At 60.0% G+C, this 24,314-nt stretch carries 25 protein-coding genes and 2 pseudogenes; 13 read left to right on the top strand and 14 right to left on the bottom strand.

All coding sequences use genetic code 11. The annotated features are described in order from the left end of the window. Positions 1-34 precede the first annotated feature (34 nt). From GKZ67_RS24630 to GKZ67_RS11150, 3 genes are all read right to left on the bottom strand, one after another. Positions 35-418 carry a 5-deoxy-glucuronate isomerase gene (locus GKZ67_RS24630; RefSeq protein WP_317172129.1) on the bottom strand — a complete coding sequence of 128 codons (384 nt, stop codon included), beginning with the start codon at positions 416-418 and terminating at the stop codon, positions 35-37. Between the two features lie 157 nt (positions 419-575). Beyond that, the gene (locus tag GKZ67_RS24625) at positions 576-866 is read right to left on the bottom strand and encodes a hypothetical protein (protein WP_317172128.1); all 291 of its coding nucleotides are present in this window, start codon (positions 864-866) and stop codon (positions 576-578) included. A gap of 108 nt (positions 867-974) precedes the next feature. Further along, positions 975-1,742: an SDR family oxidoreductase gene (locus GKZ67_RS11150; RefSeq protein ID WP_173242348.1), complete on the bottom strand. Its 768-nt coding sequence runs from the start codon at positions 1,740-1,742 to the stop codon at positions 975-977. A gap of 277 nt (positions 1,743-2,019) precedes the next feature. Here GKZ67_RS11150 and GKZ67_RS11145 point away from each other — a divergent pair, with 277 nt between their 5' ends. The 3 genes from GKZ67_RS11145 (at position 2,020) to GKZ67_RS11140 (ending at position 4,243) form a co-directional block, all read left to right on the top strand. Beyond that, positions 2,020-2,703, top strand: coding sequence for a LacI family DNA-binding transcriptional regulator (locus GKZ67_RS11145; protein ID WP_317172127.1), 684 nt, complete (start codon positions 2,020-2,022; stop codon positions 2,701-2,703). Then, entirely contained in the window at positions 2,589-3,047 is a 459-nt protein-coding gene (locus GKZ67_RS24620; RefSeq protein ID WP_317172302.1) for a substrate-binding domain-containing protein, read from the top strand. Before GKZ67_RS11145 ends, GKZ67_RS24620 begins: the two co-directional genes overlap by 115 nt. 182 nt (positions 3,048-3,229) lie before the next feature. Continuing rightward, the gene (locus GKZ67_RS11140) at positions 3,230-4,243 is read left to right on the top strand and encodes a T9SS type A sorting domain-containing protein (protein ID WP_173242346.1); all 1,014 of its coding nucleotides are present in this window, start codon (positions 3,230-3,232) and stop codon (positions 4,241-4,243) included. 207 nt (positions 4,244-4,450) lie between these two features. Here the strand turns inward: GKZ67_RS11140 and GKZ67_RS11135 are convergent. The 10 genes and pseudogenes from GKZ67_RS11135 to GKZ67_RS24595 all read right to left on the bottom strand — a co-directional run. Then, positions 4,451-5,230: pseudogene (locus GKZ67_RS11135) on the bottom strand (pectinesterase family protein); the annotation flags it as partial. A gap of 258 nt (positions 5,231-5,488) precedes the next feature. Beyond that, a complete protein-coding gene (locus GKZ67_RS11130) occupies positions 5,489-6,454 on the bottom strand; it encodes a pectinesterase family protein (protein WP_173242344.1) in 966 nt (321 codons plus the stop codon). Continuing rightward, positions 6,430-7,527 carry a pectinesterase family protein gene (locus GKZ67_RS11125; RefSeq protein ID WP_173242342.1) on the bottom strand — a complete coding sequence of 366 codons (1,098 nt, stop codon included), beginning with the start codon at positions 7,525-7,527 and terminating at the stop codon, positions 6,430-6,432. Before GKZ67_RS11125 ends, GKZ67_RS11130 begins: the two co-directional genes overlap by 25 nt. Positions 7,528-7,672: 145 nt before the next feature. Next, entirely contained in the window at positions 7,673-8,521 is an 849-nt protein-coding gene (locus GKZ67_RS11120; protein ID WP_173242340.1) for a fumarylacetoacetate hydrolase family protein, read from the bottom strand. 204 nt (positions 8,522-8,725) lie between these two features. Further along, positions 8,726-10,252 (bottom strand): glycoside hydrolase family 88 protein, encoded by a 1,527-nt coding sequence (locus tag GKZ67_RS11115; RefSeq protein WP_317172126.1) that lies wholly within the window; start codon positions 10,250-10,252, stop codon positions 8,726-8,728. A 95-nt stretch (positions 10,253-10,347) separates the two neighbouring features. Further along, positions 10,348-10,545 (bottom strand): annotated as a pseudogene (locus GKZ67_RS24615) (glycoside hydrolase family 88 protein); the annotation flags it as partial. 181 nt (positions 10,546-10,726) lie between these two features. Continuing rightward, positions 10,727-11,047 carry a hypothetical protein gene (locus tag GKZ67_RS24610; RefSeq protein ID WP_317172125.1) on the bottom strand — a complete coding sequence of 107 codons (321 nt, stop codon included), beginning with the start codon at positions 11,045-11,047 and terminating at the stop codon, positions 10,727-10,729. A 91-nt stretch (positions 11,048-11,138) separates the two neighbouring features. After that, positions 11,139-11,396 (bottom strand): glycosyl hydrolase family 28 protein, encoded by a 258-nt coding sequence (locus GKZ67_RS24605; RefSeq protein ID WP_317172124.1) that lies wholly within the window; start codon positions 11,394-11,396, stop codon positions 11,139-11,141. Beyond that, positions 11,393-12,121 (bottom strand): glycoside hydrolase family 28 protein, encoded by a 729-nt coding sequence (locus GKZ67_RS24600; protein ID WP_317172123.1) that lies wholly within the window; start codon positions 12,119-12,121, stop codon positions 11,393-11,395. Before GKZ67_RS24600 ends, GKZ67_RS24605 begins: the two co-directional genes overlap by 4 nt. Next, entirely contained in the window at positions 12,103-12,414 is a 312-nt protein-coding gene (locus GKZ67_RS24595; RefSeq protein WP_317172122.1) for a hypothetical protein, read from the bottom strand. Before GKZ67_RS24595 ends, GKZ67_RS24600 begins: the two co-directional genes overlap by 19 nt. A gap of 342 nt (positions 12,415-12,756) precedes the next feature. Between GKZ67_RS24595 and GKZ67_RS11105 the strand changes: the two genes are divergently transcribed. The 8 genes from GKZ67_RS11105 to can all read left to right on the top strand — a co-directional run bounded on the left by GKZ67_RS11105 (position 12,757) and on the right by can (position 19,972). Further along, positions 12,757-13,578 (top strand): phosphatase PAP2 family protein, encoded by an 822-nt coding sequence (locus GKZ67_RS11105; protein ID WP_173242338.1) that lies wholly within the window; start codon positions 12,757-12,759, stop codon positions 13,576-13,578. A gap of 277 nt (positions 13,579-13,855) precedes the next feature. Beyond that, positions 13,856-14,533: a response regulator transcription factor gene (locus GKZ67_RS11100; RefSeq protein ID WP_173242336.1), complete on the top strand. Its 678-nt coding sequence runs from the start codon at positions 13,856-13,858 to the stop codon at positions 14,531-14,533. 55 nt (positions 14,534-14,588) lie between these two features. Further along, complete coding sequence (locus GKZ67_RS11095) at positions 14,589-15,905, top strand: sensor histidine kinase (RefSeq protein WP_173242334.1); 1,317 nt, start codon at positions 14,589-14,591, stop codon at positions 15,903-15,905. A 133-nt stretch (positions 15,906-16,038) separates the two neighbouring features. After that, positions 16,039-16,278, top strand: a complete 240-nt coding sequence (locus GKZ67_RS23510) for a DUF3869 domain-containing protein (RefSeq protein WP_254244766.1) — start codon at positions 16,039-16,041, stop codon at positions 16,276-16,278. Continuing rightward, a complete protein-coding gene (locus GKZ67_RS11090) occupies positions 16,254-18,389 on the top strand; it encodes a TonB-dependent receptor plug domain-containing protein (protein ID WP_254244765.1) in 2,136 nt (711 codons plus the stop codon). The genes GKZ67_RS23510 and GKZ67_RS11090 overlap by 25 nt, the downstream gene beginning before the upstream one ends. Positions 18,390-18,403: 14 nt before the next feature. Continuing rightward, positions 18,404-18,556 carry a hypothetical protein gene (locus GKZ67_RS11085; RefSeq protein WP_173242332.1) on the top strand — a complete coding sequence of 51 codons (153 nt, stop codon included), beginning with the start codon at positions 18,404-18,406 and terminating at the stop codon, positions 18,554-18,556. Then, complete coding sequence (locus GKZ67_RS11080) at positions 18,553-19,242, top strand: DUF4249 family protein (protein WP_254244764.1); 690 nt, start codon at positions 18,553-18,555, stop codon at positions 19,240-19,242. Before GKZ67_RS11085 ends, GKZ67_RS11080 begins: the two co-directional genes overlap by 4 nt. A gap of 76 nt (positions 19,243-19,318) precedes the next feature. Beyond that, a complete protein-coding gene (can, locus tag GKZ67_RS11075) occupies positions 19,319-19,972 on the top strand; it encodes a carbonate dehydratase (RefSeq protein ID WP_254244763.1) in 654 nt (217 codons plus the stop codon). An 8-nt stretch (positions 19,973-19,980) separates the two neighbouring features. On the opposite strand, the gene GKZ67_RS11070 is transcribed toward can, so the two are convergent. After that, positions 19,981-21,123, bottom strand: a complete 1,143-nt coding sequence (locus tag GKZ67_RS11070; RefSeq protein ID WP_173242330.1) for an acyltransferase family protein — start codon at positions 21,121-21,123, stop codon at positions 19,981-19,983. A 111-nt stretch (positions 21,124-21,234) separates the two neighbouring features. On the opposite strand from GKZ67_RS11070, the gene GKZ67_RS11065 reads away from it, so the two are divergent. Together GKZ67_RS11065 and GKZ67_RS11060 are read left to right on the top strand one after the other, a co-directional pair. Then, entirely contained in the window at positions 21,235-22,140 is a 906-nt protein-coding gene (locus GKZ67_RS11065; protein ID WP_173242329.1) for a DUF3078 domain-containing protein, read from the top strand. 29 nt (positions 22,141-22,169) lie between these two features. Further along, a complete protein-coding gene (locus tag GKZ67_RS11060) occupies positions 22,170-24,170 on the top strand; it encodes a TonB-dependent receptor plug domain-containing protein (protein WP_173242327.1) in 2,001 nt (666 codons plus the stop codon). Positions 24,171-24,314 lie beyond the last annotated feature (144 nt).

The following is a 24,314-nucleotide window of genomic DNA, read 5'->3' as shown; positions in this document are numbered from 1 at the left end:
AAAAACAGGGGTGGGAAATTGAAAAAATAAAAATTTAGCGGAGGTCCTGCAGGGCTACAGGGTCCATGTCGGTGTATTCGAGATTTTCGCCGGCCATGCCCCAGATAAACGCATAGGCCGTGCTGCCGCAACCCGTATGGATAGACCACGGGGGCGACAGAATAGCCTGCTCGTTGCTTACCCACAGCGGGCGGGTTTCCTGGGGCTCACCCAGCAGGTGCAGCACCCGCTGGCCCTGGGGCAGGTTGAAGTAGAGGTAGGCTTCCATGCGCCGGTCGTGCACGTGGCTGGGCATGGTGTTCCACACCGAGCCGGGCCTGAGCTGGGTCAGGCCCATCACGAGCTGGCAGCTGGCGATGCCTTCGGTGTAGATGTATTTGTAGATGGTGCGCTCGTTGGCCGTTTCGCGGGCGCCCATCTCCACGGCGTAGCCTCGGCCTGGGTGCGGCGGGTGGTTGGATACACCTGGTGCGCCGGGGCCGACAGCAGGTAAAACTTGGCCGGGTTGGCCGCGTCTACACTATGGAAGACGACCGACTGGCTGCCTTTGCCCACATATAGGCAATCCTGATTATTTAGGTCGTAGGCGGTGCCATCCACGATGATGCGGCCCGCGCCGCCCACGTTGAGGGCCCCAGCTCGCGGCGCTCCAGAAAGTACTGGGCCTTGAGGCTGGCCGGGCAGGGCAGGGGCAGCGGGGCATCAGCCGTGGGCTGCGCGCCGCCCACAATCATGCGGTCGTAGTGCGTGTACGTCAGCACTACTTCGCCAGGGGTGAAGATGGTTTCAATCAAAAAGTGCTCACGCAGGCCGGCCGTATTCAGGCTGGCCGTTTCGCGCGGGCCAATAGCAAAGCGGGAATTCATTTTTAATGGTTAATTTTTTACTGGTTACTGGTTAATTTTTACTTGTTAGTCAGTTGTGGCGCATGCAGACCAGACGACATTGACCAGTAAAAAATTAACCATTAAAATCTAGCGTCCCATCCAGCCGCCATCAACGGTGAGGATAGTGCCGTGCACGTAATCGCTGGCGGCCGAGGCCAGAAACACGGCTGGGCCCTGATAGTCGGCGGGAACGGCCCAGCGGCCGGCCGGAATCCGCTCCAGAATGGCGGCCGAGCGCTCAGCATCCTGGCGCAGGGCGGCCGTATTGTCGGTGGCCACGTAGCCGGGAGCAATGGCGTTCACATTCACGCCTTTGCCTGCCCACTCGTTGGCCAGGGCCTTCACCAGGCTGCCCACGCCGCCTTTGCTGGCAGCGTAGCCCGGTACATTAATGCCGCCCTGAAAAGTGAGGAGCGAGGCCGTAAAGACAATCTTGCCCGAGCCCTGCTTCACCATCTGGCCGCCAATGGCGCGGGCCAGGCGGAAAGGCGCGTCGAGGTTGATGCTGAGCACGGCGTCCCAGTCTTCGTCGGAGTGCTCGGCGGCCGGAGCGCGGCGGATAATGCCGGCGTTATTAAACAGGATATCAATGACCGGAAAATCGGCCTGTACCTGCCGGATAAACCCCTGCAGCTGGTCAAGGTGACCAAAGTCGGCCTGGTAGCCCTTAAACTCGCGGCCCAGGGCCCGTACCGCCTGCTCGGTTTCGCCGCCTTCGGGCATGTGCATGGAAACGGCGATGATGTCGGCCCCAGCCTCGGCCAGGCCAACGGCAATTGCCTGGCCAATGCCCCGGTCGGAACCCGTTACGAGGGCACGCTTGCCAGACAGGCTGAAACGGGAAGAAAGGCTCATAATAAAGCGAGCGGGTTTAATTTTAAGAAGAAGAAAATGCCTGCTGCTGCAACCACAGGGCAGTTTGCAGTGTCGAAGTTTAGCGCCTAAAGCGAACGGACTAGCCACTGGGGACCGTTTTTATTTGCGCAATCGTTATCGGCAACGTTTCCACGCTGCTGCTGCCCGCCCGGTTCACAAGCCCAATTGCTCGAAAACCTTCATTTAACCTTTATCTTTAGCCGCGAAAACCACCTGCTTTTCAGGCGCTGGTAATTGCATTTTAATTAGAATCAGTTTGGAAGCCGCTACTCTCAAAGATATTGCCCGGGAACTCAACATCTCTGTATCGACGGTGTCGCGGGCGTTGCGCGACAGCTACGAAATCAATCCCGAAACCAAGCGGCTCGTGATGGAGTGCGCTGCTCGCCTGCATTATCGTCCCAATCCCATTGCCCTGAGCCTGAAAGGCAGCAGCAGCAAGGCCATCGGCGTGATAGTGCCCCAGATTGCGAATTATTACTTTTCGCAGGCTATTAATGGGATTGAAGAGGTAGCAAACCAGCGGGGATACGACGTGCTCATCTTCCAGACGCACGAGGCCTACGACCGGGAAGTGGCCAATTTGCGACAAGCGCTGGCCCGCCGGGTCGATGGCCTGCTGATTTCGCTGAGCAGCGAAACCAACGACGTATCGCACCTGCAGGAATTGCAGCAGCAGGGTACACCCATCGTGCAGTTCGACCGCGTGTCGGCGGCGCTGGATACGCCCCGCGTAGTGGCCGACAACTTTGGCGGGGCCTTTGCCGCTACCGAGCACCTGCTGCAGTCGGGGCGTCGGCGCATTGCCCACCTCACCATTCAGCCCTGGCTCAATATCACCCAAGAGCGCCTGGCGGGCTACCGGGCCGCGCTGGAAAAATACGGGGTACCCTACGACGAAACCCTGGTGCGCTTCGGTACTTTTGGCCCGATGAGGTAGGCCCGCTCGTAGATGAGCTGCTGGCCCTGCAACCCCGGCCCGATGCCTTCTTTACGGCCAGCGACCGCCTGGCCGTGGGTTGCCTGGCCGCGCTGCGCCAGCGCCGCATCGGCATTCCTGATGACATATCACTTATCGGCTTCACCAACCTTACCGTGGCCGATATGCTCTCACCTTCAATGAGCACAGTAGAGCAGCCGGCCAAAGAAATCGGGCAGGAAGCCGTGGGTCGACTGCTCGACCTGATTGAGCAAAAGCACCGCGCCGCGCCGCCCGCCACGCTTACTATTCCAACTACAATGGTGGTGCGCGAGTCGTCGTCGAGGCCGGCCGTAGTAGTCTAGAAACCACTAATCGAAGCAGGAAATAGGTGGGTTTAGCAAACGTTGCCGGCAACGTTTGCATAAAAAAAAATGCCCTTTTGTGAGTGGGTAAGCACATCCTGGTAGCAAATTGCGGGCATTATTCGTATTAGTTGCTGCCTGGCAGTAACTTTAATTTATTCACCCTTACTAATTTTTCATTAATGAAAAAGCAATTACTTTCTGCCCTATTGCTTACTGGCAGCCTCGCGGCCGGTACTATCAACACCGCCGCGGCTCAAACGCCCGTATTCGCGTACTGGCCCCTTACCGTTAACAGCGCCGACAGCGCTGCTTTGCGCTCGGCTAATACTACCGTCAATGCGCATACGCTTCGCCACTTCGTAGTGGCCGATGGTGCCAACACAGTAACGTTATCGGGCGCAACTACCGCGACCACCATCAAGCCCTATTCGTCGGCTTTTGGCGAAGCCTTTGCCCCGTTGGCGGCTGGTGGGGGCTGGGGCACGTCGGCCGGCGGCCCGGGCGGCGCCCTCAAGCGTCCTTTTTCAGCCCAATTTAGTGTAAGCGCCCCTGCTGGCGGCACTGGGCTGCGGGCCGATTCACTCATTGTTACGTCAGGCTTTATCAGTACTTCCAGCAGTACAACGATGGGCGTAGTATACTCGAAAAGCGGTTTTGCCAGCGATTCGGCTGATGTAACGGGTAACAAGGGCCCCGGGGCTTTTGTCGCTACTACGGGCGGATTTGCTACTCCTATTACGCTGGCTCAGATTACTACTCTGCCTAATAAAACCAATACTTATCGCATTGCGCTCAATGGTACTACCGGCGTTACCATTGCGGCGGGGCAAACCCTCACCGTACGCATCTATTTCAGCTGCTCGAGCAGTGGTGCTACCAGCCGCTACGCCACGCTGCGCAATGTTATGCTGAAAAGCACCCAGGTAGCTCTGGCTACCCGCGCCGTAGCCAACACCAACCTCGGGGTGTACCCTAACCCTGCCCAGAGCCAGCTGACGGTGCCGCACACGGCTGCCAGCCGCGACGCGCAGGTGCTGGTGTATAACACCACCGGTGCCCGCATCTTCAGCCAGGCGGTGCAGCCCGGCTCGCTCGAAACAACGGTAAGCCTCAACGCGCTCGCCAAAGGTCTTTACCTGGTTGAATATGCCGATGGCGGCCAGCGCAGCACGGCCCGCATCGTGAAAGACTAACTTCTTAGCCCGCCTACGCTCGTAAGCGGAAGCAGCAAAAGCGTCCCCGGCTACTAGCCGGGGACGCTTTTTGGTTAGATACCAGCGCTGAAATAAGGCCCGGCGCCTAGTGCCCGGCCGGGAGCCAGGGGAAGGAGCGTTAAATATATTGCTTAATGAATATAATTTGGCTTCCTTGGCCGTGAGCTGATGGGTCCACTTAACGCGGGCGCCAGGATTGGCGCCGGCGCCGGTAGACTGGTACTCGGCGTAGTAGGCCGTCTGCTCGTTGGCCGGGTCGCGCCAATTATCCCAGCCGCCGGGCAGAATGTGCGCGCCCAGCTCGCAGCACAGGTACACGGTGCGCGCGTGGGGCCGCCAGGGCCGGCCCAGAAATACTTTGTGCGCGGCCGTATCGGCGGTGAGGCGGCAGTCCATAAACACGAAGCCGTAGGCCTGCCGCTCGGTAGTGGCGGCCGCCGCAATGTAGGAGTTGCGCTTGCTGCGAATCTCGCAATGGTCAAACACAGCGGTAGCGGAGCCAAAAATAAAATCGGTAGTGCCCTCGATATAGCAGTCCTGATAATATTGGCGGCTGTTTTCCACCGCCGGAAACAGCGTGTCCTGGTTGCCCAGCATGCGGCAGTGGCGGAAAATGGCGCGGTCACCATCGACGTGCAAAGCTACTGCCTGGCCCACGGGGCCGGCCGCGTTTTCAAACGTGATGTTTTCGGCGGTGAAGTCGTTGGCCTGCACCAGCACCGTCTGCGACGAGTAGGTATTGTGGCCGGCCGCGTCGCCGGTGTGGTCGGCTCCGGTAATAATCGTATTTGCCGCGCTTTCGCCTACCAGCCGTATGTGCGTCTTATGGGAAGGAATCAGTAGTTTTTCGCGGTATATACCGGGCTTAATCTGAACAGTAACCATCACCTGCGATAAGTCGCGCACGGCATTAACGGCCTCCTGAATAGTGCGGTAGTCGCCGCTGCCATCCTGTGCTACGCGCATGAGCAGCACCTGGGGTGGTGCCGGGCGTGCGGGCGGCATCCCCAGGCTACTGGCGGCAGGCGTAGTAGGTTGGGCAAAGGCTGGCGTCAGCGGCAGCAGGCAGCTGGCCCAAAGCAGGCGACGGAGCATGGGTAAGGGCGTAAAACGAGCAATCAGGTAAAAAATAAACCTCCGTAAGTTGCAGCTGCTATCAGGTTGGTCACCGCTGGCGCCGGGTAGCGGTTCTTGCCAAAAGCTGGCTACACTCTAGCTGGTGAATTACTTAGGCCACTTGGGTTCCCAGCCACGCAGCACGGCGGTGCGCGTGTAGGCTTTGGCCTCGTCTTTGGTGAGCTGGTGCGACCACGGCACGCGGGCGCTGGGGTTGGCACCCGGGCCCGTCGATTTGTACTCGGCGTAATAAGCAGTTTGCTTGTTGCTGTCTTTGCCCCATTCGTCCCAGCCGCCGGGGCGCACGATGGCGCTCATGTTGCACTCCAGGTACACGGTTTTGGCGTAGGGCCGCCAGGGCCGGCCCAGGGCATACGAGCCGGCGGGGGCATCGCCGCTAAGCTTGCAGTGGTTAAAAACGTAGCCGTAGCGGGTGGTATCAGGGGTGGAAGCGGCGGTAAAGAAGCCGCCTTTTTTACCTACCAGCTGGCAATTCTCAAACCAGGCCGTGCTGGAGCCGAAGATAAAATCGACGGTGCCTTCAATGTAGCAGTCCTCATAGAGCTGGCGGCTGCCATAGCCGTAGGTATAGAGCGTATCCTGAAAGCCCAGAAAGCGGCAGTGGCGGAAGCTGCTACGGTCGCCGCTCACCCACACCGCCACGGCCTGGCCCACCGGACCAGCCGAGTTTTCAAACGTAATATTCTCGGCCGAAAAGTCGTCGCCGTAGAGGTGAATGCTGCCGGAGCCCGACGTGCCGATATTTTTGCCAGTGGCCGGGTCGATGCGCTGGTTGTAGTCGTCGAAGGTAAGGATGGTGCGGGCGGCGTCTTCGCCCACCAGGCGCACGTGGTTTTTGCCCTTGGCCAGCGTCAACTTTTCCTTATAGGTGCCTGGCTTTACCACGATGGTAAGCCACGTTGGGTTGGCATCGGGCACGGCGTCGAAGGCGGCCTGTACGGTCCGGTAATCGCCGCTGCCATCGGCCGCTACCACTACGCGGCGGCTTTGGGCGTGCAGGCAGGTAGCGCTGGCCAGCAGGCCACACGTCAGCAAAGGGCGGAAAGAGAACATAAAACGCAAAAATGGCTAAGCGCAGCAGAGCTGAAACAACCGCCGGGCCGGGGGTATATTATAAAAAGAAGGCTATTACGCAGCTGACTTGGGCACCTGCTGGCATGGCTAGTTAACGGCCTGCTCGGGCTGCCAGCCGCGCAGCACCCGCTCGCGGGTGTAGAAGTTGGCCTGTTCGGGGTGAGCTGGCGGCCCCAGGGCGCCCGCAGCTTTGGCGTTGCGCCAGGGCCGGTTGACTTAAACTCGGCAAAAAAAGTATCTTGCTTGTTGCTTTCCTTGCCCCAATGGTCCCAGCCGCGGGGGTTTACTACCGCGTCGAGCACGCAGTTGAGCAGCACAGTTTTGGCAAAAGGCTTCCAGGGGCGGGCCAGGAAATAAGCGCTGGCCGCCGCATCGCCCGTAATACGGCAGCGCTGCAGCACAAACCCGTAGCGCACGGTATCGGGGGTAGAGGGTGCCATCAGGCAAATACCGCCGGGCTTGCAAAACACGGTGCAGTCTTCAAACAAGGCCGTCGCCGAACCCAGGATAGCATCGGTACTGCCCTCAATATAGCAATTTTTGTATAATTGCCGGCTGCCGTAGCCATACGGGTACAGCGTATCGCGGAAACCCAGGAAGCGGCAGTTCTTAAACTGTGCCCGGTCGCCGTAAATCCAGGCCGCTACCGCCTGCGAGCTTGCGCCGGCCGTATTTTGAATAGTCAGATTCTCGGCCGCAAAATCAGTAGCGTACACGCGCAGCGTGGCCGAATTGGAAGTGCTCAGCGTGTCGCCGTTGACGAGGCGGCCCTTAAAGTCGTCAAATGTGAGCACGACGGCGGTAGGGTCCGACCCCTCGCCGAGCAGTTTCACAAAGTCCTGCTTCTTGTTGAGTGTCAGCTTTTCGTGGTAAGTGCCGCGCCGCACAAAAATAGTAAAGGGCGTACGGTTGCCCTTGGGCACGGCATCGAGGGCCGCCTGAATGGTGCGGTAGTTACCGGTGCCATCAGACGATACCACCACCTGCCGCGATTGGGCCAGGGCCGTAGCCGAGCTGGCTGCGAACAGCCACAGAAGTATAAGTAACCTCATGGGAAAAAGAAAATAGGTGGGAAATGGAATGCTGGACGAGGGGTAGCGCCGGGCGCTGAAGTAGTGTGATAGGTGTAATCATAGCAAGTAGAATAAAGAATAGGCAAAGGCCACGCAAGGTAAACCCAGCGCGGTAACAGACAAGTCAGAAAGAGCGGACCGTTTGACGAGCTACGCCCAGGCCCGTAATTCCCAGCTCCACGACATCACCGGGTGCCAGAAAGCGGGGTGGCTTGAGGCCGCTGCCCACCCCGGCGGGCGTGCCTGTCGAAATAATATCGCCGGGCAGCAGCGTCATAAACTGGCTGATGTAGCTGATGAGGTAGGCCACCCCGAAAATAAGGTTGGCCGTGCTGCCGCTCTGGTAGGTTTCGCCGTTTACCTTCAGCCAGAGGCGCAGGTTGGCGGGGTCGGCCAGCTCGTCGGGGGTAACCAGCCAGGGGCCCAGCGGCGCGAAGGTATCGCAGCCCTTGCCTTTGTCCCAGGTGCCGCCGCGCTCCAGCTGATAGGCGCGCTCCGATACATCGTTGAGCAGCACGTAGCCCGCCACGTAGTTTAGCGCATCGGCCTCATCTACGTAGGCCGCCCGCTTGCGGATAACGACTGCCAGCTCAACTTCCCAGTCGGTTTTAACCGAGTTTTTTGGCAGTATTATCGCATCGTTGGGGCCGGTCAGCGCCGAAGGGGCTTTTAGAAAGAGAACGGGCTCGGTAGGCAGCGGCAGGCCCATTTCCTGGGCGTGGTCGGTGTAGTTGAGGCCGGCGCACACAATCTTGGATGGCCGCGCTACCGGCGGGCCCAGCCGCTGGGTTGCCGGTACGGGCAGCAGCAGCTCGCGCTGCACATCAACGAAAGCAGCCAGGCGCCGCAAGCCATCGGTAGCAAAAAACCGCTCATCATAGTCTTCTGCGAAGTCGCTAACGTCATAGTGATGGCCGTCGAGAACGACGCCAGGTTTTTCGTGCCCAGGCTGGCCGTGGCGAATAAGAAGCATAAGAAAGGCAGTGAGCAGTTAACAGTGAACAGTTAGTAGTGAACAGCTGGCAAAAGAACGTCAGACTAAGCGAAGGTCAACTGCCTTGCTCACCTAACTGGTGAGCTACTACCTCTCACAAGCTGTCCGTTGCTGCTCAGTAGGATGTTATCACGAGTCATTATATTAACTGTTCACTATTAACTGTTCACTATTAACTGCTCACTACTTCAGCAGCCAGCGCCCCAGGTCTTTGCCGGCCTGAAAATTTTCGAACGTAGCCGGAATCTTGCGGCCGTCGGTGTATTCGTTGTACAGCCACGGGTCGCCGAGCGCAAATACGCGGCCTTTGCCCAGCTGCGCCGTGGCCATGATAACCTTGCCGTTGTTGGTGACCAGCGGCTGGGCCGGCGCTTGCAGCGCCAGTACTGCCAACTCCTTGATATAGGCAGATTTAGCCTGCTTGAAAACTGCCGCGCCGCTCGTCAAGTCCACCCGGCCCTGTTCAAACTGGCTGCCCTGCACCATGTTCACACTCTGGTCAGTGAACTGCACGCCGAAGTTGCGGGCCAGCTCATTAAAGTGCCTGATTTCGCAGTTGGCCGTGTCGTTGGCTAGCAGCACCAGCGTGCCCCCGGCGCGCACCCAGTCGGTTACGGCTTTGCTGTCGGCGGCCGAGATATAGTGGGGCTGCGGGGTTTCATTCTTCGTGTCGGGGTCCACTATCACGTACACGTTCAGCGCTTTGAGGCTGGCGGGGGTAGGTGCGGCGGGCACGGCTATCGTTTTGGCGCCCAGCTCGCGCAGCTGGTTGCCCCACAGCCAGAAGCCGCCGTGGGTGCGCTCTTCCCAGGTATAGTGCCACTGCTCGGGCTGGCCGGTGAAGGCATTTTTGCGTAGCTCGTGGTTGAAGTAGTAGTCGAGGCCCACAGTTTTGCCCTGGCCCACGGCATTTTCCTGCGCAATCTCCATCTCCGTGCTGGCCAGAATAAATGGCCCCACGCCCTTCAAATCGTTTTTGCGCAGCGGCTCGCTCAGGTAGTACTGGAAAGAGCCGTCGCGGTAGGGCTTGCCGCCCAAGCCGCCCACGCTCACCGTGCCGTTGAGGGCCAGCGCGCCGTTTTCGGTGGCCACGAAGGTCTTCAGAATGCCCTCGTAGCCTTTGCGGGCCACGGCGGCGTATTTTTTATCGAGGTAGCCCAGGCGCACACCTTTTGCCAGCGCGTACACAAACATGCTGCTGCCCGAGGCTTCGGCGTAGTTGCCTTTCTCGCTTTCGTGGCCCATTACCAGGCTCCAGGTGCCGGTTTTGGCATCCTGGTACTTGGCCAGTACCGGGGCCAGGCGCTGCAAATCTTTAATGAGCGCCGCGCGGTTGGCGTTGCCGGCCGGCAGATAGTCGAGGGTTTCGACCAGCGCCATGGCGTACCAGCCAATGGCGCGGTCCCAGGCATTGGGCGACTGGCCGGTGGCTTTATTGGCCCATTGCTGCTCGCGGCTTTCATCGTAGCCGTGGTAGAGCAGGCCAGTTTTGGGGTCCACAAGGTGCTTTTCGATGAGCGCAAACTGCTTGGCCACGTCGTCGAGGCCAGCCGCGTCGCCGGTTAGCGCGCTGTACTCGGCGTAGAACGGCTCGGCCATGTACAGGCCATCGAGCCACATCTGGTTGGGATAGGTTTTTTTGTGCCAGAAGCCCCCCTCTTTGGTGCGCGGCTGGCTGGCCAGCTGCTTGCGCAGGGTGGCGGCCGCCACCCGGTACTTCTCATTGCCGGCACCGACAGCTGGCTCAGCAGCAGCAGCGCCGTGCCAGTGGCAAGGTTATCGAGCTGGTATTCATCAGCTTTGTAGGTACGGATGCTGCCATCCTTCTGCACAAACTGGTCGAGGTCTTTCTGAATATAGGTAAAATACCGGGCGTCGCCGGTGCGCTCCCACACGCGCTCCAGCGCCCGCAGCATCAGGCCCTGCTCGTAGTCCCAGCGCGCCGTTTTGCGGTTGCCAATTACAATGGAGTCGGGATGCTGGGCAATGAAGGCGTCGGCCATGCGCTGCGACATGGCGGCCGGGGCGTTCTGGGCCGGAGCCAGCAGCGGCAGGGCCAGCGCAGCGGCAAGAAGCAAAAGGCGAGTGGGAGAAGTCATAGGGAGAAGTTGGTCTGCTCTTGCTTAAAGCAGACAGCACCTCGCGCAGAGCGCAGCATAAGGTGCTTTTCTAGTTATCGTTTGCTTATTTAGCGGCTACCTGCACCACCTTTTTACCTACCTTATCACCCAGCTCCAGGTCTTTCTTAGCGAGCCTGGTGTTGGTGTTGGTAAGACGGATGTCCTGGCTGCGGTCGCCGCTCACGCGCAGCAGCAGGTTGGCCCCGCTGGGGTACTTAATGCCATCGAGGCTGATATTTTTGCTGTTCTGTACTTCCATTACCGGCTGGGTATTGGCCGTGAGCAGCGTCACGTTTTTGAGGCGGATGTTTTCGGCTTCCTGACACACCAGGCCTTTAGTAGCCTCAATCACAATATTTTCGAGGTTGATATCCTTGATAGCCATCTCGGGCAGGCCGCGTACCAGAATGGCGGTTTCGGCCCCTTGCAGGTCACGTTTTTGATGTAGAAGTGCTGGAACTGCGGCGTGCCTTCGTTCAGGGCTGGGCCGCGATAACGGGCGGCGCCACCGACTCGCCGGTCTGCGGCACCGGGTCCTTAGCCATATAGTACATATCGAATAAAATGGCCTGCCCGGCAATATCGGTCATGGTAATGCCATCAACCCAGATGTTTTCGACCATGCCGCCGCGGCCCCGCGCCGTTTTGAAGCGCAGCCCTACATCGGTGCCCTGGAAGGTGCAGTTGCGCACTATCATGTTGCGCACGCCGCCCGACATTTCGGAGCCAATCACGAAGCCCCGTGGGCGCTGTACACCTTGCAGTTCTGAATAAGAAAGTTTTCGGTGGGCACGCCGCGCTTCCGCCCCTCGGCGTCGCGGCCCGATTTGATGCACAGGCCGTCGTCGCCCACGCTGAACACGCAGTCGTCGAGTACGCCATTGCGGCACGACTCCACGTCGATGGCGTCGGTGTTCTGGCCATACCAAGGGTTGCGGGCCGTTACGCGGCGCACAGTCAGGTCCTGGCATAGCAAGGGGTGAATCGTCCAGGCCGGCGAGTTCTGAATGGTAAAGCCTTCGAGCAAAATCTGCTGACAATCGGTGAGACTCAGCATGTTGGGCCGCAGGAAATCGCGAATATCATCAAAATCCTTGGGGTCGAGACTTTTGCGGGGCGTGTTGGCAGCTGCCAGCAGATTGCCCTTGAGCGAGCTGGCCGAGGGGTACCACGAGTCCTTTTTATCGTTGAGCACGCCGCCGGTGGCCAGCAGCTTTTTCCACTCGCCCTCGTTCAGCTTGCTTTTCTTTACCGGCCGCCAGCTGTCGCCGGCCCCGTCAAACGTGCCATTGCCGGTGATAGCGATATTTTTCAGGCCCGTGCCCGAAATCGGGGCCTGGCTGCGAATGGCTTCCTCACCTTCCCAGGTGGTTTTGATGAGCGGATACTGCTGGTGGTCGGTAGTAAACTGCACGAGCGCACCGGTGGCCAGGTGCAGGTTTACGTTGTTCTGGAGCACAATGGGGCCCGTGAGCCAAAGGCCCGCTGGCACCAACACCGTGCCCCGCCACTTTGGGCGCAGGCTACAATGGCTTGCTGAAACGCCTGCGTGTTAAGCGTCTGGCCATCGGCCACGCCGCCATATTTCTGAATATTAAACGTGTCGGCCTTGAATTTTACCTGCCGCACGGCGGGCAGAATGGGCGGAGCCGGCTGCGCTACGGCCACGCGGTTGGCCTGGGCTAGGGTAGGGGCAGCGTGCCAAGTGGCCAGGGCCAGCAAGGCGCCGGGAAGCAGCGAAAAGCGAATCATATAAAAGCGGGTGGGAGGAAGGTGCAGCCCGGCGGCCGCAACCAGGCGATAAAGCAGTTAATATAGTGAAAATCCCATATAAAACGGGCTTTGGCAGCGGAATACTAGGGCCATTTGCCGGCATCTGCAAGCAAGGGGAGCGATTTATTTGCGCTATCGTTCCCGGCAACGTTACCGCCCCCGTATTTCCGGGTGGGAGGTTGACACTTCAGCCAAAGAGTCGCCGTAGACAGGCTGTAGTCATTGCCCGACAAAGCCGGGCAGAATCTCGTCAGAATTAGCTCAAAGCAGCGAAAACGGCCTTGTTTGCGTAGAGCGGAATTCAGTATTTTATCTTATCCTATGCGCTCCCTTTTCTCTTCACCCCGTGTCCTCCTGCTTGGCCTGCTGTTGAGCAGTGCTACGCCCGTGCTGGCGCAGGTACCCCTCAACCCAGCCACCACTGCTCCGGCCGATACTACCCACAAATACGAAAACCCTCAGGGCGCACCCGTAGGGCTTAAAAAGCCTTTTTTAAAAAGCAAGGTTTTTAAAGCGGTAGCTATTCCGGCGGTGCTTATCGGCTACGGGGCTTATACGTTTAATGGGGGCGGCTTTTATACCAACCAGGATGCCCAGCGCGATATTCACCGCCTGTTTCCCAGCTCCACCACCCGCATTGCCGATGTCCTCATCTTCGTGCCGTATCTGGAGCTGGGCGCCGTCGAGCTGTTTGGGGTAGAGTCGCGCAACGACCGCATTAATACCCTGCTCATTATTGCCAAGAGCGAAGCCATTATGCTGGGTAGCACCTTCCTGGTGAAGTCGCTGAGTCACGAGGAGCGGCCCGATGGCTCCGACAATCTCTCCTTTCCCTCGGGGCACACGGCCCAGGCGTTTCTGGCTGCCAGCATTGTGCACACTGAGTTTCGCGATAAAAGCCAGTGGTACGGCGTGGGAGCCTACGCCGTGGCTACCAGCGTGGCCGGCCTGCGCATGATTGTAAACAAGCACTGGCAAAGCGACGTGGTAGCCGGCGCTGGTTTCGGCATCTTGTCGGCTCACCTGGCTTACCTCACGCACCGCAACCGCTGGGGCCGCAAATCTATTGGCCGCGATATCGGCATTATGCCCACCTACTATGGCAATACGCCGGGCCTGTGCTTTACCTGGCGGCCCAAGTAGCCAGCCCAGCGCCGGGAGGTAGCTTATCAAAGGTGGTCGGCCGGAGTTTTTGTCCGGCTGACCACCTTTTTTGCTGTCCTTAGCGCGGTTTCGGAGTCGCTGCTTGAGCAGCCTTATCCCGATTCCGAAACCGCTTTAACTTCAGCTTAAATGACGCTGGTTATTAATTGAACATATGATATATTTAAAAAAGGCCAGCCTCGCTATTGTCTTGCTCTCCTGATTTCCCACAGATTTGGCTCGTTTTTTCGTAAGCTGTTAATAACGCAGCTTATCGATGAAAATACTTTTAGTTGAGGATGAGCCGGCTTTACGCTCTACGCTGATAGAGGCGCTGCGACAGGGAGGCTATGTAGTAGAGGTAGCAGCCGATTTTGAGCAGGCGTATGAGAAAGTCAAGCTTTATCGCTACGACTGCGTATTGCTCGACCTGACCCTGCCCGATGGCAATGGCCTCGACCTGCTGCGGGCGCTGAAGGCCGAAAGCTCGACTACGGGCGTACTCGTTATTTCGGCCCGTAATGGCCTCGACGACCGCGTGGCGGGCCTCGACCTGGGCGCCGATGATTACCTGGCCAAGCCTTTTCATCTTTCCGAGCTCAATGCCCGCCTGCGGGCTATTATTCGGCGGCGGCGTTTTCAGGGTCAAAATCACCTGGTTTTTCGCGACCTGGTAGTGTGGCCCGAGCAGGCCGAAGTGCAGGTAAACGGCGAAGCCCTGACGCTCACGCGCAAGGAGTATGACCTGCTGCTTTACCTGCTGGCCAACCCTGGCCGGGTGCTTACCAAGGAAGCTATTGCCGAGCACCTATGCGGCGATTCGGTCGATGCCGCCGATTCGTTCGACTTTATCTATACGCACCTTAAAAACCTGCGCAAGAAGCTTCAGGAAAAAGGAGCGGAGAATTATATTCGTACCATGTACGGAGTAGGCTACAAGCTGAGCGCGGAGTAAAAGCACTGGGCAAGGCCAGGCACTGATTGCTAACCAAGCGCTTAACCACTACCTAATGAGGCTACTGCCGGCAACCACCCGCTACTACGTGCTGCTGAGCGCGGGGCTTTTTGCGGTGGGCAGCGGCGTGCTCTACGTGGGCATCAACCGGGCCGTGCGCAATGAGGTGGGCGAGCAGCTGCAAAACCATCGCCAGGAGCTGGTGGCGCGCGTGGCGGCGGGCCAGCCTTTGCCCGAGCCGGTATTTCGGCAGCAGTATGTGGTGAGTACGCGGCCCCGGCCCCTTGGCTATTCCGATACGGTGCTGCTCGACCCTACTGAGGGCGAGTTGGTGCCGCACCGGCAGCTCACCTTTCGGGTGGCGCGGGCCGGCCAGCTGCCCGTGTGGGTAACGCTGCGCAAGTCGCTGGTAGAAACCGATGAGCTGCTGGCGGCTACCGTGGGCAGCATGCTGGCCGTGATGGCGCTGCTGCTGCTGGGTATTGTACTGCTGCACCGCTACTTGTCGGCCCGGCTGTGGGCGCCTTTTCGCCACACCCTGGCCCAGCTGCGCGCCTACGACTTGCAGCAGCACCAGCCCCTGAGCCTGCCGGCATCGGCCATTGAGGAATTTGCCGAGCTTAACCAGGCCCTGACGCATTTGAGCCGACGCCTCGTGGCCGACTACGAAAGCCTGCGTGAGTTTACTGCCAATGCCGCCCACGAAACCCAGACGCCGCTGGCCATTATGCAGGCCCAGCTGGAGCAGCTGCTGCAAGTGCCGGCCCTGGCCGACGATGCCGCCGCTGCCCCGCTGGTAGCCAACCTCTACGGGGCCACGCGCCGCCTCTCGCGCCTGCACCAGGCGCTGGGCCTGCTCAGCCGCATCGAAAACGGGCAGTACACCGAAGCTGTGCCGCTCGACCTGGCCGCACTTATTGAGGAAAAAGCCGAGCAGCTCGCGCCCTTGCTGGAAGCTCGTGGGCTGGCACCGCACCTGCAGCTGGCCCCAGCGCCGCCGCGCTGGCTACATCCCGGCCTGGCCGACTCGCTGCTGCACAATCTGCTGCACAACGCTATTCGCCACAACCTGCCGGGCGGCGACGTAACCGTGCGCCTGAGTGCCACCGCGTTGGAGGTAAGTAACCCTGGCCCGGCAGTAAGCGGCGACCCGGCCCGGTTTTTTGAGCGCTTCCGCAAGCACAATGCCGCCTCCGAGTCGCCGGGCCTGGGCCTGAGCATCGTGCAGCATATATGCACTTACTACGGCTTCGGGCTGGCCTATGAGTTTACGCCGGCCGGGGCGCGGCACACGCTGCGCGTAACGTTTGGCCCGGACCGGGAGCCTGGCAGCCCGGTACTGCACGCCACGGCCGAGCTGGCGGGTGGCTAGGCCGGCCAACTCGGCGGGCTTTTGGCTCCAGTGGCAGAATAAAGCGCGAAAGGCTCTGCTTACCCAGTAAGTTTGTAGGATGAACTTACTGCTTACTTCAACCGGAGCGTGTGTACAGCTGCTTTATGCTTCTTTGAGCGCGCTCGCCAGGGGTGGTGGCCGGCTGGTGCGGTGGGGGCTTTTGCTGGGCCTGAGCGCCCAGGTAGCCCACGGCCAGGCCCGCATCACGATTAGCGGCACCGTGAAGGACGCCACCACCGGCGAAGACCTCACCGGGGCATCGGTGCACCTAGCCGAGCTGCCGGGGGTGGGGCGGCGGCCAACGCCTACGGCTTTTACACGCTTACTGTGCCGGCCGGTACCTATACCGTAGAAGCCAGCTTCGTGGGCTACCAGGCCCAGCCGCGCCACCTGACGCTCACCAAAAGCCAGCGGCTGGACTTCCGCCTCAGCGCCGGCGGCCAGGAGCTGAACGAGGTGGTCGTGACCGGCCGCGCCGGCCAGGTCAACGTCAGCCGGGCGCAGTCGGGGGTCGAAACTCTCGACATCAAGCAGATTGCCAAGGTGCCGGTGCTATTTGGCGAGAAGGACGTGCTCAAAACCCTGACCCTGCTGCCGGGAATCAAGTCGGCCGGCGAAGGCAGCAGCGGCTTCTCGGTGCGCGGCGGCAGCGTCGACCAGAACCTGATTCTGCTCGACGAGGCCACCGTCTATAATGCCTCCCACCTGCTGGGCTTCTTCTCGACCTTCAACTCCGATGCCATCAAGGACCTGACCGTGTTTAAGGGCGGGATGCCCGCGCAGTACGGCGGCCGGCTCTCGTCGGTGGTCGATATCCGCATGAAGGACGGCAACGACCAGGCCTTTCATGGCAGCGGCGGTATCGGGCTGATAGCCTCGCGCCTGGCCCTGGAAGGCCCGCTGGTGAAAAATAAAGGCTCGTTTCTGGTAACCGGCCGCCGCACCTACGCCGACCTGTTTCTGAAGCTCTCGCGTGATGCCACGACCCGCAGCGCGAGCCTGTACTTCTACGACCTCAACGCCAAGGCCAACTACACCTTCAACGACCGCAACCGCCTGTATTTTTCGGGCTATCTGGGGCGCGATGTGTTCGGTGTCAACAATTTTGGCACCAACTACGGCAACCAGACGGCCACGCTGCGCTTCAATCACTTGTTCTCGGACCGCCTGTTTAGCAATACTTCGCTGATTTTTAATAAGTACAGCTACCAGATTACGATTCAGTCGAACGACCAGGACTTCAGTATCGACTCCAAAATCCAGGATTTTCACCTCAAGCAGGACTTCGAGTTCTCGCCCAGCACCCGCCAGACGCTGCGCTTCGGCGTCGATGCCATCTCTCACACCATCACGCCGGGCCACGTCACGGCCTCAGCCGCCGCACCTGTCAACGCTACCCCCGACCGTACTAACCACTCGCTCGAAACCGCAGCCTACGTCTCGCACGAGTGGAGCGCCACCGACAAGCTCGACTTTACCACCGGCCTGCGCCTGTCAGAGTTCAGCCTGCTGGGCGCGGGCGACTACTCGACCTACGATACGGAGGGCAACGTGCTGACCACCACGCACTACAATGCCGGTCAGTTTATCAAAAACTACCTGAACCTGGAGCCCCGGCTGGCCGCCAGCTACCAGCTCACGGATAATACGTCGTTTGAGGCCGGCTACGCCCGCAACGTGCAGAACCTGCACCTGCTCAGCAATTCGGCCACGACCCTGCCCACTGATTTGTACGTACCTACCTCGCTCAACGTGCGGCCCGAGCTGGCCGACCAGCTCTCGGCCGGGTACTACCGGCGCCTGGGGGCTAATCATACCTACTCGTTTTCGGCCGAAGTGTACTATAAGTGGCTACAGCACCAGATTGACTACCGCGACGGCACTCAATTGCAAGCCAACCAGGACGTAGAAGCCAGCCTGCTCTATGGCAAAGGCCGGGCCTACGGCGCCGAGCTGCTACTGCGCAAGGAAACCGGCCGCCTCACCGGCTGGATTGGCTACACGCTGAGCAAGTCGCAGCGGCAATATACCGATATCAACTCCGGGGCCTGGTTCAACTACCGGCAAGACCGGCCGGTGGACCTCTCCATCGTGGCCATCTACCAGCTCTCGCCCAAGTGGAGCCTGTCGGGCACCATCGTGGGGAGCTCGGGCCAGGCCGTGACCTATCCCATCGGCAAGTATATGGTGGCCGGCCAGGTAGTAAATCTCTACGGCCTGCGCAACGCCGACCGCCTGCCGCCCTACGAGCGCATCGACGTGGGCGCCACCTACGAAAAGCCCCACCAGGAAGGGCACCGCTTTCACAGCAGCTGGAACTTCTCCATCTACAACCTGCTGGCCCGCGAAAACGCCTACAGCATCACGTTTCAGCAAGACCCCAACGACCCCACCAAGACCCAGGCGCTGCAAACCGCGCTGTTTCGGATGGTGCCCTCGGCCACCTATAACTTCAGCTTCTAAGCGGGCTTCGTACCATGAAAAACAATTTCCTGCCCCGCCTGCTGGCCGCGAGCGCGCTGCTTCTGGCAGCCTCCTGCCAGAAGGTAGTGACGCTTAACCTGAAAGACTCGGCCCGCAGCTCGTCATCGAAGCCAACCTGGCCGACGACGGGCACCCCTGCACGGTGAAGCTCTCGCAGAGCGTTGACTTCACCCAGACTAATATTTTTCCGGCGGTGAGTGGAGCCGTCATTACCCTCAGCGACGACGCGGGCCACTCCGAAACGCTGTCCGAAACCAGCGTGGCCGGCCAGTACCAGGGCCGCACCGTGCTGGGCCAGCCCGGCCGGCGCTACACGCTGCGCGTGCAGGCCGGCGGCCAGAGCTACGTGGCCGCCTCCACGCTGCCCGCCCCGGTTGTGCCCCTTACGGGGCTGCATGCCCAGAAAAGCAACTCGGGCAACAACATTCAGCTGGTACCCGAATACCAGGACCCGGCCGGAGTGCCCAATTTCTACCTGTTCCGGCAGTACCGCAACGGACTGCTCAACCCAGCCATCTTTTTGCAGGATGACGAGTTTACCGATGGCAAGGCTAACATTCGCGCCCTGGGCGGCGGGGGCCGGGGCAACAGCGGCGGCGGCAGCGGCACCGACGTCAACAAGCTGGCCACCGGCGACAGCGTGCGCGTGGAGATGCAGAACATAGACTCGACCGCCTACGGCTACTTCCGCACCCTGAACCTGCTGCTCCAGAACAACCCGCTGCTGAGCACCACGCCCGCCAACCCACGTACCAACTTCTCGGGCGGAGCGCAGGGCTATTTTAGCGCCCACTCGCGGCGGCAGCGTACCCTGATAGTCCCGACTTTGTAACATAGTAAAATTACTATCTTTTCCTAGTCGCGTATTGGGCGTAGCATTTTCCTCTCACTTCTTTTTTAGCAATTTTATGCCTGGTATACAGGATATTCTGGCCAATAACCGTCAGTGGGTGGCCAGCAAAAACGCCGAAGACCCCGCGTTTTTTCAGCGCCTGGCCAACGGCCAGCAGCCGCGCTACCTGTTCATTGGCTGTTCCGACTCGCGGGTGCCGGCCTCAGGCATCACGGGCACGGGTCCGGGCGAGATGTTTGTGCACCGCAACATCGCCAACCTGGTGGTTCATGCCGACCTGAACCTGCTGAGTGTGCTGCAATATGCGGTGGAAGTATTAGGCGTGCGCGATATTATGATTGTGGGCCACTACGGCTGCGGGGGCGTGGCTGCGGCGGCCAGCAACAAGCAGTACGGCCTCATCGACAACTGGCTGGTGAGCATCCGCGACGTGGTGCGCCTGCACGAAACCCAGCTGCTGCGCATTCCCGACGAAACCCAGCGCCTGCGCCGCCTCGTCGAGCTGAACGTGATGGAGCAGGTGCGCAACCTGGCCAAAACCAACATCATCCAGAATGCCATGAAGAGCGACAACCCGCCCCGCCTCCACGGCCTCGTCTACGACATTGCCGACGGCCGCCTCAAAGACCTCAAAGTAGATAACCAGGATTTGATGGCCGATATGGACCACATTTACGGCATAGAAGCCGCGCCAGAAGCCGGCGAGTAAGCCCTGGGCTACGACCATTCGCCGCGCGGCAGCGTGCGGGCCAGTATCCAGCGCCGGGCGGGCTCCTCTACCAGCCGGTATAGCAGCTCGCTAAAAACCATCGTTACGAGCAGCTGCCAGCCCACGTGCTGCCGCCAGCCAAACTCATTGCGCCACCAGATGCTGAGCAGGCCAATCTGCATCAGGTAGAAAGAATACGAGCGCTTGCCCATGGCGTCGAGTAGCCGGGTGCCCAGGGCCGCCCGCAGCCAGCTGCGCTCGGTGAGCAGGCCCGCCAGCAGCAGCGTCATGCAAACCGGATAAAACACGACGTTGAGCAGGATGGTCGCCGGCTTCAGGTTGCCGTCGTACCAGTCGAACGGCGAATTGAGCCATACCAGTACCACGCCGCCCGCCAGCATCAGCGCCAGGCTAAGGGTGGTGCGCCAGGGCCAGCCCGGAATGCTGGCGGTAGGCCGCCCGCCCCACCAGCGAGCCAGCCCGACGCCCATCGTAAACTCCAGCACCCGCCCAAAAAAAGTAAAGTTAAACAGGTGGTGAAACGAGCCAAAGAAGCCGTGCAGCGCCTCGTGCCCCCGGCAGATAGCCGTGAGCCCCAGTCCGATAGCTAATATTGCCCCCGCAAATGCTGCCGCCCCGCGGTAGCCGTAGCGCCGCCACAGTACCAGCAGCACTGGCAGCGAAAAGTAAAAGCATTCTTCGGCCGTGAGCGACCAGGCCTGGGGCAGGCCCACGTACTTGAGGGTGCTGGAAAACCCGCGGAGCAGGGTTTCGCTCAGAAACACCAGCAGGGCGGTATGTCCGGCCTGCCCGGGCGGCACCGGCAAGTACACGTAAAGCAGCACAGAGGTATTGAGCAGCAGATAGATGGGATAAACGCGGGCCAGCCGCCGCCAGAGGTAGCGCCGCCACCAGGGGCGGGTAAACTCCACATCGGACTGGTAGCGCGTGGCCATCACAAAGCCGCTGAGCAGGAAAAACATGCTCATGGTCATGTGAAACTGCTCAATTATCAGGTTTAGCCATTCGGGGGTGTAAAGCGGCCGAAAATGCTTGGAAAAAACCATGAGGCACGTTACAGCCCGTAAGCCCGTGAGGGCGGGGTAGTAGGGCCGGGCCGCCGGGCGAGCGGCAGGTAGGGTAGGGGACATCGCTTGCAAAATACTACGCTGCGCTAGTTGCCCTGCCCTTGCCCGGCTTTGCCGGCTGCCCGTCGAGTAGAATCAAGCTGGAGTAAGGCGGGTTTATAATACCTTGCCGGCATGAAAAAACTGTTTACGCTGCTGCTCGCCCTGGGGCCGGCCGGGGCTATGGCCCAGGCACTGCCCGTACTTACTGTCCCGGCCGATACCTTACGCTACTGGGCCACCAGCCTCAAAGCGGGCGTTAATGCCAACGAGGCGCTGCTCTCCGACAATTGGAAAGGGGGCGGAACCAGCTCGGTGGGAGTTAGCTTGCTTTTCAACCGCAAAGCCAATTACCATCGGGGCCGCCACAGTTGGGACAACGAAGCCGATTTTCTCTATGCCGGGCAGTATGCCAAAGGTCTGGGCTACCGCAAAACCACTGACCGCCTCTGGCTCGATACCAAGTATGGCCACGACCTGACGCCGCACTGGGGGCTGTTTGTGGCCCTGAATGCGCTTTCGCAGTTTGCCCCTGGCTTTGATTATTCCGGCGACCCTACCCGGCTTATTTCCAGCTTTCTGGCCCCGGCTTATATCACGAACGCCTACGGGGCCGAGTTTCACCCCAATGCCCGGTTTAAGCTGCGCCTTTCGCCCTTTGCCCCGCGCCTGACGGTAGTGCGCGATGCCGACCGCTTCCGCACCCTGCCTACCGATGTCGTTTACGGCGTAAACCCCGGCCATAATACGCGATGGGAGGTGCTGGCCGCTCAGATTTTAGCCGAGCTGGACCAGCCCCTGGGCCCCAATGCCAACCTCAAAGCCCGCTACGTGCTGTTTGCCAATTATGAGACGCTGTCGTTCGACAAAATCAGCCACCGGTTGGACCTCACCATTACTGCCAAGGTAAATAGGTTATTGAGCGTAAGCTTCGGCACCATTGTGATTTACGATTACAGCCAGGACGCCGCCGTGCAATACAGCCAGAACCTGGCGCTGGGCATTTTGCTCAGCCGCGAGCACCCCGCCAACGCCAAATAGCTCGGCGGTAGGAAGGGGCTACTGTAGCTTTGCGGCGTCATTCTGCCTTTTATGCCCCGTCCTCTACCCTCGCTTGCTTACTTGTTTTCCCGCTGCTGGGCCAGGCTCAGCGAATTACCACGGTTGCCGATAGCTCGCGCCGCCTCGGCGAAGTAACCGTTTATGCCACCCGCCTGGGCCAGCTCTCCGGCCAGACGGGCCGCTACGTAACGGTGGTGCCGGGCAGCACGCTGAGCCACTACCCCGTTACCTCGCTCGATGACCTGCTGCGCCTGCTGCCGGCCATTGAGGTGCAAAGCCGGGGCAACTTTGGCACACAGGCTGATATTACGCTGCGCGGCTCGACCTTTAACCAGGTCCTGATTCTGCTCGATGGTATGCGCCTCAACGACCCGCTTACCGGCCACTTTGCCGGCTACTTCCCCATTTCGCCGGCCGAGATTGAGCAGATTGAAGTGGTGCGCGGACCTGGTGCGGCGCTTTACGGCCCCGATGCCGTAGGCGGCTTTATCAATATCGTAACCAAGACGTTTGCCGCCACCCACCGGCCCGATGGTACCGAGCTGGCCGGTACTTTCCTGGCCGGCGAGTATGGCCTCAAAAGCACCAATGCCGGCTTCTATGGCCAGGATAAGGGCCTGCGCCTGGCGGGCGGCCTGCTCAACAATACGGCCAGCGGGCAGCTGCTCGACCTGCCCGGCGGTGGCCGGAACGACTTTAAACTGAATACGTACTCGCTGTCGGGCGCGTATGAGCTTACACCTAAGCTTAGCGCCGCCGCCCGCGCTAGCTTCGACAGGCGCGATTACAACGCCCAGAATTTTTATACCAATTCTCCCGGTGACCGCGCCCGCGAAACTACCGGCCGCGACTGGTATCAGGGCCAGCTGCGCTACGAGTGGAGCGAGCGCAGCCGGACCGAATTGCAGCTGGTTGGCACGTCCAGCACCGACTACTACGTGTACACGCCAACTACTGCGCCCAGCGACCACCTCATGCACTACCTCAACGTGCAGGGGCAGCATCAAGTACAGGTCTCTACCAAGCTGCGCCTTACGCTGGGTGGTCAGGCAGACCGCCGCGCCGTGCTTAGCAACGACCGTGGCGACCATACTGCCTGGCACACCGGGGCCTTTGCCGTGGCCGGTATTGCGCCCCTGGCCAACCTCAACGTCACGGCCGCCCTGCGCCTCGACCACGACCAGGCGTATGGCACCGACCTGGTGCCCCAGCTTAATGCCAGCCAGCAGGTAGGCGAACGACTGACCCTGCGTGCCGCCGTGGGCAAGGCTATTCGGGCCCCCAATTTTACCGAGCAGTATAATTCGGCTATCCGGCCGGGCATTGTCCCCAGTGGCTTCAACGTAGGCAACCCAAACCTGAGCGCCGAGCGCACCGTCAATTACGAGGCCGGCTTCGACTACCAGCCCACGCGGGCCCTGACCCTGCGCAGCACCTACTTCAATCGCTACGGCCGCAACCTGATTGACTACGTAACTGTGTCAGGCAGTCAGGCCGCTGAGACGACGGGCTTCACCAACCTCAACTCCGGCGTTACCTACCGCTTGGCCGAAAACCTGTTTGCCGTTACCACCCAGGGCATTGAAACCGAAGTAACTACCCGTGCTCAGCTTACGCCCGGCCTGCGCCTCGATGGCAGCGTTGGCTACACCTGGGTGCACCTCAACGTGGAAGGCGATGTGCAGTCGCAGTACCTTTCCAATGTGGCCCGGCAACTGGTTTCCGGTAACGTGAGCCTGACGCACCGGCGCTTCACAGCCAGCTTTGGCGGCCTTTACAAGCAGCGCGCCGAGCAGCAAATTGCGGCCAGCGCCAGCAACAACGCGGCCGAGCTTACGCCCAGCTACGCCGTTTTCAACGCTCGCCTCGACCTGGCGCTGTTGCCCGAGCGGGTGTGGGTCGTGGGGCAGGCGCAAAACCTGTTCAACGCGCACTACTCCGACCTGCTGGGGGCTCCCATGCCCACGCGCTGGCTGATGGCCGGCGTGCGCATCGCGCTGCGCAAGTAGGGAGTTTATTGTTTAAACAGACTTTTAGCTGACTTTCTGGATAGTATTGAAAAGTATAAATTAATAATTGTCTCTTCATCATAATGAAAAAAAATAGTATAGAAGATTATTTTGTCAATTCATAATTCCCCTTTGAAGCCTGCC

Origin of the sequence: Hymenobacter sp. BRD67 (assembly GCF_013256425.1) — a bacterium.
Lineage (GTDB): Bacteria > Bacteroidota > Bacteroidia > Cytophagales > Hymenobacteraceae > Hymenobacter.
The sequence above is the reverse complement of the archived record's forward strand: the minus strand, read 5'-3'. Positions and strand labels throughout refer to the sequence as shown.